Origin of the sequence: Frankia sp. KB5, assembly GCF_002099325.1 — a bacterium.
Taxonomy (GTDB): Bacteria; Actinomycetota; Actinomycetes; order Frankiales; family Frankiaceae; genus Frankia; species Frankia casuarinae.
Genome location: NZ_MRUJ01000240.1, coordinates 1 through 12,622, shown reverse-complemented (window position 1 = coordinate 12,622; position 12,622 = coordinate 1). Strand labels below are relative to the sequence as shown.

10 protein-coding genes and 1 pseudogene are annotated in these 12,622 nt (G+C 70.8%); 3 read left to right on the top strand and 8 right to left on the bottom strand.

The features are described from left to right. Positions 1-269: 269 nt before the first annotated feature. On the bottom strand, positions 270-2,888 hold the full coding sequence (locus KBI5_RS20470; protein WP_023842047.1) for a bifunctional SulP family inorganic anion transporter/carbonic anhydrase: 2,619 nt from the start codon (positions 2,886-2,888) through the stop codon (positions 270-272). 415 nt (positions 2,889-3,303) lie between these two features. On the opposite strand from KBI5_RS20470, the gene KBI5_RS20465 reads away from it, so the two are divergent. From KBI5_RS20465 to KBI5_RS28855, 3 genes and pseudogenes are all read left to right on the top strand, one after another. Next, complete coding sequence (locus tag KBI5_RS20465) at positions 3,304-4,851, top strand: NAD(P)/FAD-dependent oxidoreductase (RefSeq protein ID WP_085016156.1); 1,548 nt, start codon at positions 3,304-3,306, stop codon at positions 4,849-4,851. A 320-nt stretch (positions 4,852-5,171) separates the two neighbouring features. Beyond that, positions 5,172-6,194 (top strand): DUF2278 family protein, encoded by a 1,023-nt coding sequence (locus KBI5_RS20460; RefSeq protein ID WP_011437632.1) that lies wholly within the window; start codon positions 5,172-5,174, stop codon positions 6,192-6,194. A gap of 178 nt (positions 6,195-6,372) precedes the next feature. Continuing rightward, a pseudogene (locus tag KBI5_RS28855) lies at positions 6,373-6,513 on the top strand (general stress protein); the annotation flags it as partial. A 31-nt stretch (positions 6,514-6,544) separates the two neighbouring features. Here the strand turns inward: KBI5_RS28855 and KBI5_RS28495 are convergent. From KBI5_RS28495 to KBI5_RS20430, 7 genes are all read right to left on the bottom strand, one after another. Next, entirely contained in the window at positions 6,545-6,790 is a 246-nt protein-coding gene (locus tag KBI5_RS28495) for a 2-oxoacid:acceptor oxidoreductase family protein (RefSeq protein WP_277870123.1), read from the bottom strand. A gap of 52 nt (positions 6,791-6,842) precedes the next feature. Continuing rightward, positions 6,843-7,109 carry a 2-oxoacid:acceptor oxidoreductase family protein gene (locus KBI5_RS28490; protein WP_277870122.1) on the bottom strand — a complete coding sequence of 89 codons (267 nt, stop codon included), beginning with the start codon at positions 7,107-7,109 and terminating at the stop codon, positions 6,843-6,845. Continuing rightward, positions 7,103-7,891 carry a PP2C family protein-serine/threonine phosphatase gene (locus KBI5_RS20445; protein WP_241883046.1) on the bottom strand — a complete coding sequence of 263 codons (789 nt, stop codon included), beginning with the start codon at positions 7,889-7,891 and terminating at the stop codon, positions 7,103-7,105. The genes KBI5_RS28490 and KBI5_RS20445 overlap by 7 nt, the downstream gene beginning before the upstream one ends. A gap of 232 nt (positions 7,892-8,123) precedes the next feature. Beyond that, positions 8,124-8,300 (bottom strand): hypothetical protein, encoded by a 177-nt coding sequence (locus KBI5_RS26530; protein WP_023842049.1) that lies wholly within the window; start codon positions 8,298-8,300, stop codon positions 8,124-8,126. A 134-nt stretch (positions 8,301-8,434) separates the two neighbouring features. Beyond that, positions 8,435-8,767: a hypothetical protein gene (locus KBI5_RS20440; RefSeq protein WP_011437635.1), complete on the bottom strand. Its 333-nt coding sequence runs from the start codon at positions 8,765-8,767 to the stop codon at positions 8,435-8,437. 158 nt (positions 8,768-8,925) lie between these two features. Continuing rightward, positions 8,926-10,704, bottom strand: coding sequence for a GAF domain-containing protein (locus KBI5_RS20435; RefSeq protein ID WP_085016154.1), 1,779 nt, complete (start codon positions 10,702-10,704; stop codon positions 8,926-8,928). 190 nt (positions 10,705-10,894) lie between these two features. Then, a complete protein-coding gene (locus KBI5_RS20430) occupies positions 10,895-12,445 on the bottom strand; it encodes an AAA family ATPase (RefSeq protein ID WP_085016157.1) in 1,551 nt (516 codons plus the stop codon). Positions 12,446-12,622: the final 177 nt, after the last annotated feature.

The following is a 12,622-nucleotide window of genomic DNA, read 5'->3' as shown; positions in this document are numbered from 1 at the left end:
CGAACTGGCGCGACGGCGAACTGGCGCGACGGCGAACTGGCGCGACGGCGAACTGGCGCGACGGCGAATCGCCGAGGGTTGGTAACGGTCTCCGGTCTTGAAACCGCGCCTAACCCTCGGCAACTCTCTGTCATCAAACAGTCGACGTCATCAAACGGTCGACGTCGCCGACCATCGGTGCATCCGCGGGGTCAGCACCTCGGATCCCTGGATCCCGGATCCTGGGATCCAGGGCCCCGGGCGATCGGCGGCCCTTCACCGCTGCGGCACTACCGCGGCAGGCCGAGCCACCGGGCCCGCCGGCCGGCGGGCGGCGGTTGCTCGTCGGCAGGACCCGCGCCGACCGCGACCATGGGTGCGGGCACCCGCACCGGTGCGTCCCACCGGCGACGCGAGCCGGTCCCGATGACCGCCGTCGGCAACGCGTCCATCGGGTCGACGAACCGGCCGGTCGACTCCTCGAGCACCCAGATGCGCGCGTCGGCGATGTCGAAGTACAGGCCGACGAGTTCCAGCGTGCCGCGTGCCAGGGCACGGCGCACGGCCGGATGCGCGCGCAGGTTCTCCAACTGCTGCGCCACGTTGGCGCGGCCCAGCCTTTCCACCGGGGGCAGATCCTCCGTGCCGGCGGGGGGCGTCCGCTCAAGCGAGGCGGCGGCGTGCGACAGCCAGCCCGCCAGGGCCGAGTCGGGTGCGCCGTCGAGCGTGCCGGACAGCAACGCCTGCATGGCGCCACAGCCGGAGTGGCCGCACACCACGAGCGAGGGCACCCGCAGGACGTCGACGGCGTAGTCCAGCGCGGCGGTCACCGACAGGTCACCACTGCGCCGCAAGGGCGCGTCCGGGTCGGATCCGGCGGGGTCGTCCACCGGGACGATGTTCCCGACATTACGGATCGTGAACAGGTCGCCGGGACCGCTGCTGGTGATGATGTTGGGAACAATGCGGGAGTCGGCGCAGGTGAGGAACAGGGCGCCGGGCTGCTGTCCCCCGGCGAGCGCGTCGAAGGTGCCCCGCAGGAGCGGGGCGGCCCGCCGGTGGAACTCGTTCACCCCGAACAGCATCGTGCTGACGTGGTCGAATGTCCGGTCGGGGGAGGCCTGCGCCGGCACCGACGCCGCCGGGTCCGGGCCCTGGACTGGGTGGATCGCCGGCGGAGTGACGCCGGCGGGCTGGGAATCCGAAGACCGCGATCCCGACGAAGGGGAATCAGACGAAGGGGAATCAGACGATGACGAGGCGAGTTCCAGTTCCTGCCACTGCGACCAGGGCGCGAACCAGCGCGGGAGGTGCGGGACGACGGTGCGGCGCCGTTGCTCCGCGACCTCGGCCGGCCGGCGGAACCAGACCTGGCCGATCTCGTCGACGCTCACCGTCCCGCCGGACGCCTCGTGGTTCGCGCACCAGCCACGCAGATGCTCATAGGCGGCGTGATCAAGGTAGTCGACGATGAGTTCGATCGAGACGGGGGCACCGGCGGGGATACGGCCCAGGATCCGCGCGAGGCGGGGCAGGGACAGGAAGCTCAGCGTCCCCTCGACCTCCACCTGCCAGAGCTCGCCGGTGCGGACCAGCCGGACACTCGACCACAGCACCCGGCGCAGGACCAGGGCGAGCGCGGTGAGCAGACCCAGGGCGACGCCCTGCAGGAGGTCGAGGGCGACGACACCGACGATTGTCACCAGGTAGACGGGCAGCTCCCCGTGCCGGCGGACGTGGCGCAGATGCGCGACGTTGACCAGCCGCGCACCGACGACGACGAGCAGGCCGGCGAGGGCGGACAGCGGGACCCACTCCACCATGCGGCCCAGGAACACGGCGAACAGCAGCACCCAGACGCCGTGCAGGACGGCAGACTTCCGGGTACGCCCGCCGGAGGCGACGTTGGTGGAGCTGCGCACGATCACCCCGGTGATCGGCAACCCGCCGGCCAGGCCCGAGACGAGGTTCGCCGAGCCCTGCCCGAGCAGCTCGCGGTCGAGGTCGACGCGCGGCCCCCGCCAGCCTCGGGTGGTGGCAAGCTGGTCCACCGCGACGGCCGAGAGCAGGGACTCGACGCTGGCGACGATGGCCACGGTGACGACGCCCAGCGCGATGCCGGACCAGTCGCCGTGTGGGAGGCCCGGCAGGGCGACCGCGTCGAACAGGGACGAGGGCAGGTCGACCCTGGGCAGGTCGAAGCCCGCGACGGCAGCGAGCAGGGTGCCCGTCACGACCGCCGCGAGATAGGCGGGGATGGCTCGGACGGCGTTCGGCAGCCTCTTCGGCAACCGGGGCCAGAGCAGGATCGTGGCGATGGTGACGAAGCCGACGAGGGTCGCGAAACCGTGCGGATCGATGATCGCCTCGGGCACTGCCGCGACGTTCTCCCAGGCGTGACTCTCGGCCTGTCCGCCCAGCACCACGTGGAACTGGCCGAGGACGATCGTCAGCCCGATGCCGCCGAGCATCCCGTGGACGATGGCCGGCGAGACGGCCAGGGAGGCGCGGGCGACCCGGCAGAGCCCGAGCAGGATCTGCAGAATCCCGGCCCCTGCGGTGATCAGACAGGTAACGCGCCACCCGTAGGTGTGGACGAGGTCGGCGACGATGACGGTCAGCCCGGCGGCCGGCCCGCTCACCTGCAACGGCGCACCGCCGAGGGCGCCGGCGACGACGCCGCCGATCACCGCGGCGAGGAGACCCGCTGCGACCGGCGCCCCCGAGGCGACGGCGATGCCCAGCGACAGGGGCAACGCCACGACGAACACGACCAGGGAGGCCTGGAGATCGGGGCGCAGGGGGTTGTGGTCACCCCGGGTCCGGCGCACGTTCTTGGCGGTGGACCCGGACATGGGCGGCGAATGGCTGTGCCGGGACGGTGACGGCGGGGAAACCGAAGCGGTCATGGCATCCTCCTCGAGTTCGATGCGGCGGGACGGGTGTCTCGTCGGAGATCGGCCCCGAAGTGTGACCATTGGCGACGGTTTGCCGGCGCCCGTCGGACACCGCGGTCCGACCACATCCGACGCCCACCCTGGACCCGCAGAAACGGAAAGTGACTAATGATGCACAGATCTCAACGTGCGAGTCCACAGCCGAGTTTCCCTCTGTGACAGACGCCCCATTTATGCGTGACGCTGGACACCTTCTGTGGCATCTGCTCCTGGGCTCGGACCAGCGGCGCGACGGCGGCCCCGGGTCGCGGCCGGACGGGCGGGCATCACGTTCGGGCGGGCATCACGTTCGGGCGGGCATCACGTTCGGGCTCGATGCCCGGCGGCGGCACGATCGTGCCTGGAATCCGCATGGAAGAGGTGCACCGTGAGCACGGACAGCTTCGACGCGGTGATCGTCGGGGCCGGTCCAAACGGGCTGACCGCCGCCCTGACGCTGGCCGAGGCCGGCTGGCGGGTACTCGTCCGGGAGGCCGCGGGCACTCCCGGTGGTGGGCTGCGAACAGAAGAGCTGACGCTGTCCGGCTTCCGGCACGACGTGTGCGCAACCGTCCTGCCGCTCGCGCTCGCCTCCCCCGCACTGCGCGCCTTCGGCACAGGCCCGACGTCCTCCGCGAACCCGACGTCCTCCGCGAACCCGGCGTCCTACGCGGACCCGACCCCCACCGCAGGCCCGACCCCGACCGAGGGGCTTCGGTGGGCGCATCCGCCGGTGCCGCTCGCCCACCCGCTCGACGACGGCCCGGCGGCGCTGCTGCGCCGCGACCTCGACGCCACCGCGGCGGGCCTCGCCGACCGGGACGGCGTCGATTCCGGCTGGCGCCGGCTGGTCGGCCCGCTGGCGTCCGACGGCTCGCGGCTGGCCGAGGGCGTGCTGGCACCGTTCGACCTGCCGCCCGCCGCGCCCCTGACCCTCGCCCGGTTCGGCGTGCGCGGGCTGTGGTCCGCGACCGCGCTCGCCCGCGCCGCGCTGCGCGGTGAGGCGGCGCGAGCGCTGTTCGCCGGGCTCGCCGCCCATTCCATGATCGATTTACATCGCCCGGTCACCGCAGGCTACGGGCTGTTCCTCGGGGTGCTCGCGCACCAGGTCGGCTGGCCGGTAGCCGTCGGTGGATCATCATCACTGGCGGAGGCCCTGGTCGCCCGGCTGCGCGAACTCGGCGGCGAACTGGTCACCGGCGCCCCGGTGACCAGCCTGTCGGAACTGCCGCCCGCGCGGGCCGTGCTGCTCGATCTCACCCCTCGCCAGGTGCTCGCGGTCGCCGACGCCGCGCTGCCCGGCCGCTACCGCGCCGCGCTCGGCCGATACCGGTACGGACCGGGAGTTTTCAAGATTGACTGGGCGCTCGACGGACCGGTGCCCTGGCGCGATCCGGCGGTCGCCGGGGCGGCGACCGTGCACCTGGGCGGCACGCTCGCCGAGATCGCCGCGGCCGAGCGGGCCGTCGCCCGCGGCCACCATCCAGACCGGCCGTTCGTACTGTTCGTTCAGGCGTGCGCCGCCGACCCGAGCCGCGCCCCGGCCGGCCGGCACACCGGGTGGGCCTACTGCCATGTCCCACTGGGCTCCAGCGTCGACATGACCGACGCGCTCGAGTCCCAGGTCGAACGCTTCGCCCCCGGATTCCGCGACCGGGTGCTCGCCCGCCACGTGATGGGACCGACGGCGCTGGAGGCGCACAACGCCAACGAGATCGGCGGCGACATCGGCGGTGGCACCGCCGACCTGCGCCAGTTGGTCGCCCGGCCGGTGCTCTCGCCACGCCCCTGGGCGACGCCGCTGCCCAGCGTCTACCTGTGTTCCGCCGCCACCCCTCCCGGCGCCGGGGTACACGGCATGGCCGGGCTGCACGCGGCGACCCTCGCCCTCAGCCGGGAGCGGCGAGCGGCCTGGCCCGTAGGTCGGCCGGGATGAGATCGTCGCCGACCCTGATCTCGCCGTAGGCGAGACACGCCGGGAAATGCGCGACATGCCGCCGCCTACGGACCTTGTATCCCGCCTGGAGACACTCCGGCGGTAACCGCCCGGGCGCCACGCCGACCATGAATCACCGCCTTTTCATGACCGTCCCTCCATGATGGGGGTCGGCCGCCGGCCCGCAGGCGGCCCGCATCACCGTTGGGTGACCGCAGACCAACCGATAGGTGAGCTCCCCCCGCCGCACCCGCCTGGCCAGACGGGAATGATATCGTTCAGCCGGATCTTTTCATCGCCGCGGAAATCGGGGAAATGTTATGCCGCTGGCAGGCTACGGCGTCTTGAAAGGCCGGCTACTCGACCGGCGCAGGGAGGGCGGGCACGACAGCCCGCACTACCAGATACACGTCGAGGGTGGTGGCTCTTTCCGAGTCGCCGTAAACGTTCTGTCCGCCCAGCCCCCGTCCGAACTGCTGTACATCGCGGTCGAGGAGTTCCACCATCCGATCCTCGACCGCCTCGTTGACCTGCCCGACGGGTTCACCCCCCTGAAGTCCAGGCCCGGCGGTCTCGCCCTGGACTTCGTCCGGGGCAACCTGTTCGATCGCACCGGGCTGCACGCGCTCCCCCCCGACCGCCCCGGCCCGGACAACGACCTCGCCGACCGCCTCGACCACCACGTCCAGCGTGCGACCGCCGATCCGACCAGCCACATTTACGCCTTCGGCCAGCGATGGGGGCCCGAGCCCACGAAACCAGACAAGATCTTTGGCTTCGTACCCGGCAACGGCGTGCATGACGTCCACATGAACCAGGGCAACAGCGGTCGCTTCATCGCCGACGACGGCAGCTGGCAGGACGGTGCCCTGCTCTTCCACTTCCCCACCGCGGGCCGCTGGACAGCACTGTTCCTGGCCTTCCAGAGCCAGGCCTGGCACACCGACGACACGACCGGCCACACCCTGCGCGCCGTTCCATCGGCCGGACCGGGCGGCCAACCAGCCCCCGGGGAACCCGACCGGCGCCTGCGCATCGTCGCCGCCCTGGTCAACCCCATCGGACCGGCACCGGAAGCCGAGTCCGTCACCCTGCTCAACACCACCCCAGGGCCCGTCGACCTCACCGGTTGGACGATCATCGACAGCGGTCGGCACCGTTTCCCCCTTCCGCCCACCAACCTGCCAGCCGGGGACACCGTGCGGATCCCGCTCGCACCCCCGGTCGGGCTGGGCAACCGGGGCGGCATCATCACCCTGCTTGATCAGGACGGTCTGAAAGTCGACGGCGTCGCCTACACCGCCACCGACGCATCCCGCGAAGGACACACCATCATCTTCTGACCTCGGATCACCTTTCGGCCCCGGATCACCTTTCGGCCCCGGATCACCTTTCGGCCCCGGATCACCTTTCGGCCCCGGGTCGCCTCCGCCTCGGATGGGTCTTCTCCACCGCGGGAACCCGCGCTTCGATGATGCTCCGGGCGGGACCCCGGTGGACCGGGTAGGCGAGCCGCAGCAGGTGGTGGCCACCTTCGACACCTACAGCGAGGCCGAGAGGGCCGTCGACCAACTTTCCGACCTTGGTTTCCCGGTGGAGAAGACCGCCATCGTCGGCCGCGGCCTGCGCACGGTCGAGCAGGTCACAGGTCGGCTGACCTGGACCTCCGCCGCCGGCCTGCCGGCTCCCAGGCTCATTCCTGGGCCTGGGCTACCGGCAGAAGCCCGGCCCTGCGCCGCTCGGTGTAGCGGACGAACGCAAAGGCGTCCCGAGCCGCCTCGATGCCGTCGTCCGCGAGCCGACCGGCGAACCGCTCCCGGATGGCCGTCTCGACCGCGATGATCGAAACGATTCCGGTCAACGCGGCAAAGCCACCGAGCAGAGCCGTGTTCGGTAGCGGATGCCCCAGCTCACGCTGGGCGATCTCGCTGGCGGGCATGCTGATCGTCCGCTCGGGCCGGTACCGGGTGAGCCTGGGCAGCCCGAAATCGTCAAGGTCGCGTGCTCGAGTCGAGCAGGATGAACCCATCCGCCCCGAGTCCATGGAACACGTCGGAGACGTGCAGCAGCGCCGCGTCCCGGACGATGACCGCATCCGGGAACACGACCGGTTCCCACCCGGGCAATGGATCGTCGTCGATCCGGCAGCAGGCGACCGTAGGGTGGCCGATGTGTTCCGGCCCGCCGGCCATGGATGCCTGTCCGTAGCGACCCTCCGTAACTGCCGCGATGGTCAACAGCTCGGCGATGGTCAGCACRCCCTGACCGCCGAACCCGTGAATTCGTACCGCGAACATGACGGACCTCGTCTCTCCCGACCAGGCTGCTTCTCAATGCTGCTTCGCGACGCCCCGTCAGCTGCCAGGGTCCTCTCCGCGGCCCGACAGCGCGGTGAGTAGCCGGCGGCGGGGGCGACCAGTGGATCGCGGGCCAGGATCGCCATCGTGCGGTCGTCCCCGTCGACCCCGTGCGCATGGATGGCGAGCTGCGCGAAAAGGCGGTCAAGCAACGTGTCAGGCGAGTCGGTTCCGATCCGGCCGGCGGACAGGGATTCCGTCCCGAACTGTGTGCCGTGCGCGTCGCGCGCCTCGCTGATGCCGTCGGTGTACAGCAGTAGGCGGTCTCCGACGTCCATGGTCAGCGATCGGGACGACCAGATCTCGCTTCCGGCGAAAAGGTCAGACAGGATGGGCCCGGTCGGACCGAGCGACCGTGGCTCGCGGGCGCAGCTGCCGCCGCCAGCCGCGGACCCGGGCAGGTGCAGGGCGGGCGGATGCCCGGCGTTGACGTAGACCACCTGGCCTGACCGGGCATCGACGACGGCGAGAAAAGCGGTAGCAAACATTTCCCCGATATCGCCGGGTCCAGCGATATCGTTCATCGTGCGATGCATGGTCGCCTCGGGCTCCTCACCCGCGAGCAGGTGCCGGCGCATCGCCTCCCGAAACCGTCGCGCGAACCTCGCGGCCTGCTCGCCGTGTCCGGCCGCGTCGCCGACGCAGATGGCGAGCCGGCCGGCGCCGATATCGACCACCTCCACCCAGTCTCCGCTCGAACCGGGAGTCGCGGGATGCGACCGCCAGAATACCCCCAGACGATGGGCGTTCTCTCTCACGCCCCCGATCACACAGGCCGCGAGATCGGTCTCGTCCCAGGATTCTGCAGCCGGAAAGTTGCACACGGACGACCTCCAGAACGGCGCCTCGCGGGGAGAACTCAGTGGCCCTCGACATCTCAGACCCGTGCTCAGTCCTGCACCAATAACAGGTCATTCATTCGACTTCGGTCATCCGCCGAACATCAATATTGACGATCAGATCGGCCCAGCACGCATACTGGCCGACCGCACGCTCCTGCCGGGTCACCCGCAGGACTCGTGCCGGACGCTCGGGACCGGCCTTGACGACCGTCTCCTCGATGAGATGACCATCCGCTGTCATCCATTTCATGTGTCACCGCCTTCCTTGGCGTCGACGCGAGGCCATGGGACCTGATGACACAACCTGACAACCTGGCGGAATCAGCGACGACGGATCATTGTTCAGTCGTTCACGCGAACCCGACGGGTCAGCCGAACCGAGGGTCAGCGGTCCCGGCCGAACAGCGTGGCCGTGTCCTCGATCGGGTTCCCCTGCCGGTCGTAGACGGCGACGCCCAACGACCTCAGTGTCGACGCGCTGCACCGMAGGTGATGGGCGCACAACAGCACCTCGACCTCATGGGAACGCGTGTCACCGGGGACAAATATCGCCTGCGCCACCGGTTCGGAGGGGCAGCAGCAGGACCGACTGCCCGGTTCGATCGCCCGGTACGGTCGGTGCGTGCCCGCAGCCGCTGTGCCGTTCTCCGCGGCTGACGCCGGAGCTGGCATCGAGCGGGACAGGCGAAGGGCGGGGAGATTCACGGGAAGGTTCATGAGTCAACCATCCCGCGGCTGCCGCCTGGTCACATGGGCCGATCGTCCCCCCTCAGCGGACCAACGGTCTCCCCGCGCAGGGGCGCGGCCCAGTGTCACAGGGGCGCAGCCCAGTGTCACAGGGGCGCAGCCCAGTGTCACAGGGGCGCGGCCCAGTGTCACAGGGGCGCAGCCCAGTGCAGGTGGGTGCCCCCGCCTGCCGGTGTGGTGAGGGTGAAAGATCCGCCGAGCTGCTCRGCCCGGGTCCGGAGGTTGTCCAACCCGCTGCGCCGGCCGCCGGGACCTATGCCGACACCGTCGTCGATCACGTCGACGACCACCGACTCGCCGGCCACGCCGATACGGAGCTCGACGGTCCCGGCCTGCGAATGCCGCGCCGCATTGGTCAACGACTCCCGGGCGACAGCGATCACCTGGTCGGCGAGATCGTCACCGATCACGGTTTCGAGCGGTCCGGAGTAGCGGACGGTCGGCGTGAAGCCGAGGGCCGGACGCACGTCCTCGGCGATCCGGTCGATCGCGGCGTGCAGTCGGCTTCGCTTGGACGCGCCGCTGGCACGCAGCTCGAAGATCGACCGCCGAATGTCCTTGATCGTAACATCAAGGTCCTCGACGTACTGGTTGATGCGCTCGGCGTTCGATGGACGTTCGTACTGGGCGATGTCCTGCAAGCCGAGCGCAACGGCGAACATCCGCTGGATGACGTGGTCATGCAGGTCACGGGCGATGCGACCACGGTCGGCCAGGACCACCAACCGCTCCCGGTCGGCCTTGACCCGCGCCAGTTCCAGAGTGATCGCGACGTTGCCCGCGAAGCTCGCGGCACTGGCGAGATCGGTGTCGCTGAAGGGACGCTTCCCCCGGTTTCGACCGACAAGCAGCACTCCGGACACGTGGTCGGTGCCGGCGACCATCGGGAGGACGATCAGGGGGCCGGTGGCGGCGTCCCGTTCCTCGGGGAGGGCGTCAAGCTGCGCGTCCTCCACGCGCAACGGCTGCTGCTCGGCCATCACCCGACCGGTGAGGGTGCCGTCGAGAGGTATCCGCTGACCGGCGCCGGAAACGGTGTCCGCTCCGACGGTGACGGCGACGGCGACCCGCGCGCTGCCGGCCTCCTCGTCGCGCAGGACGATGGAGACGAACTCCGCGTCGGCGACCGTGCGGACGCGTTCCGCAACAGACTCGAGGGCGCCGTCGGCATCGGCCATGATCTGGCGGGTCACGTCGGCGGACGCGCTCATCCACCGGTGCCGCTGCTGGGTGTCGTGGAACAGCCGGGCGTTCTCGATCGCGACACCGGCGCTGGCGGCCAAGGCGAGCGCGAGTTCCTCGTCCTCGGCGGTAAAGGCCGTGCCGCCGCGTTTCTCGGTCAGATAGAGGTTGCCGAACACCTCGCCGCRCACGGTGATAGGTACGCCGAGGAAGGTCCTCATCGGCGGATGGCCGGGGGGGAAGCCATACGCACTCGGGTCACGGGAGATGTCGTCGAGGCGACGCGGCCGAGGATCATCGATCAGTAGACCGAGCACCCCGTGGCCGGTGGGCAGATGACCGATTCGGTCGACGTCCCGCGGGTCCATGCCGGCGTGGACGAACTCCTCCAGGGTGCGGTCCGGCGCGACGACGCCCAGCGCCCCGTACCGGGCGTCCAGCAGCTCGCACGCCGCCTCCACGATGTGCCTGAGCAGCACCGGCAGCCGCAGGTCCGTGGCGATGGCCCGACTCGCCGCCAGCAGCCCGCGCAACCGGCTCTGCGTGGCCAGCACATCCTGGGCCCGGTCAACCAGCTGCGTCAGCAGTTCATCGAGTTCGAGCCGCGCGACGAGCGGGAAAGTCAGGTTCTCGCTCGTCGGTGAGCCCGTCGAAGAGACCGACGAAGAGACCGACGAAGGGTCCGTTCCCGCCCGCTTCTGGCTGGCTGCGGACCCAGTTTCCATGCCCACGCCCGAACAGTACTAGAACCGGTTCGGTTGCCGCGGACGCATTGGCGATCCCCATCAGCTGTCGATGCGTTACCCGCGCTCGGCGGTGGCCGCTCCCGGGCCATCCGGTCTTCCCCGAAACACCCAGAGCACCCGAAACACCCAGAGCACCCAGAGCACTGCGGAACATCGCTTCGCGTGCCGATCAGGCCGCGGCGCGGCGGGCGTTGTGCAGCGACTCGGCGATGGCCACCGCCGTATCGATGATCTTGGCTTCCGGCCAGGGTTCGATCCGGGAGACGGTGTCGGCGAGACGGCCAAGGCCGACGGACCCTGTGGCGCTGGTTGCCGCGGTGGTTGCCGGGGAACGCCGGTCGGTACGGGTTGCCGCGAGATCGGGCGGGGCCGTGCAGCGCAGTTGCACCAGGTCCGCGAAGGCACGGCGAGCGACATCGGCCGCTTGCGCGCGCTGGCTGTGCCGGTTCCACGGTGCGTCGACCACGACGGACTCGCCGCGGCGCAGCGCTGTGCCGGCCTGGCGCAGCAGTTCCTGGTGGACCGCGTCGACGTCGTCGGCCGGTACCCATCCCCCCGCATCTGCCCATCCCCCCGCCGCGAGATCGTGACGGTTGGCCGAGGCCGCCAGGTCCGCCGCGGCGTCGTCGAAGCGGAGCACGGTCCACCGCWCCGTGCCGGCGAGCCCGCCGGCGAGCGTGGACTTCCCGGTGCCGCGCTGGCCGCCGACCAGCACGAGTCGGACCCGGCCCCAGCGCAACCGGGCCAGTGCCAGGTCAGCGAAGGCCCGCGCCTCCGCCGCCGCGTTCTCGCCGGCCGCGACACGCTGGCACGCCGCCTGGCAGCGCCCCAGCGCGGCCAGCGCCCAGTAGAAATCCTCGAGCGACCGAGGATGGGTCTCACCAGCCATCTCACGGTAGTGATCGAGGAAGAGCCGGGCGAGATCGCGGCGTCCGARCCACTCGAGGTCGGCTGCCAGGGCGCAGGCGTCCGCGAGGACGTCGGCCGCCCGCAGCCCGGGTTCGAACTCCAGGCAGTCGAGCACCCTGGGCCCGTCGTCGAGGCAGAAGATGTCCGCGGCGGACAGATCGCCGTGCCCGTCGCGGATCCGCCCGGCCTCGCGCCGCTCCCGCAGGAGCTCGTCGCGGCCGTCGAGGTACCGCACGGCGAGACGGTTCACATGGTCGAGGATGCTGGCGCTCACCGCCGCGCCATGGTCACGCTGTACCCGGGCGAAGCAGGCGTCCCACCGCCCACGCAGACGGTCCAGGCCACCTGCCTCGGCGATCCGGGACGAGGTCTCACACCGGGCGTGGAAGTCGACCAGCACCCGGGTGAGGGCGTGGATCTCCGCCCTGACCTCGGTGCCACCTTCGGCAAGCGTCGACAGCCGGCGCGCCTCGGGTAGTCGCCGCATCACGACCATGTGGTCGCAGGGCTCCCCGTCCGGTCCGATGACATCGGCGACGCCGAGGTAGACGTCGGGCGCGAGGCGACGATTGAGTCTCACCTCGGCCTCGCAGGCGGCCAACCGCGCCTGCCTGCCGCGGAAATCCACGGCACCGAGGTCGACCGGCTTCTTGACCTTGAAGACACGATCTCCAAGGAAGACGAGCACGGACCGCGCCGTCTCGACGACCCTGGCAGGAGGCCCCGACGCCACCGTCGGCGCCACCGCTGGCGCCGAGGCCGAGGCGCCTCGCTCCGCCGGGAGCGGRTTCACCGTGGTCTCCAGACTCATGGCACGAGCCTGCCCGCGTCCCGGCGGCCGCGGCAGCATGCTCGGGTCGTGCATGGAGGGAACGGAGGTCCATCCTACCTGGGACCAACGTCCCCACCGTCCCCCGCCTCCGACGCGCCGCCGACGCGCCGCCGCGGTGGCTGGCAGACACCCGTCGACGCCGGGCCAAGGACCGGT

What these genes read in the sequence shown, in the direction of transcription:
- KBI5_RS28495 (WP_277870123.1), bottom strand. Translation starts at nt 6,790, where the DNA reads ATGCCCGCCAGCGAGATCGCCCAGCGTGAGCTGGGGCATCCGCTACCG.
- KBI5_RS20460 (WP_011437632.1), top strand. Translation starts at nt 5,172, where the DNA reads ATGCCGCTGGCAGGCTACGGCGTCTTGAAAGGCCGGCTACTCGACCGG.
- KBI5_RS20470 (WP_023842047.1), bottom strand. Translation starts at nt 2,888, where the DNA reads ATGACCGCTTCGGTTTCCCCGCCGTCACCGTCCCGGCACAGCCATTCG.
- KBI5_RS26530 (WP_023842049.1), bottom strand. Translation starts at nt 8,300, where the DNA reads ATGAAATGGATGACAGCGGATGGTCATCTCATCGAGGAGACGGTCGTC.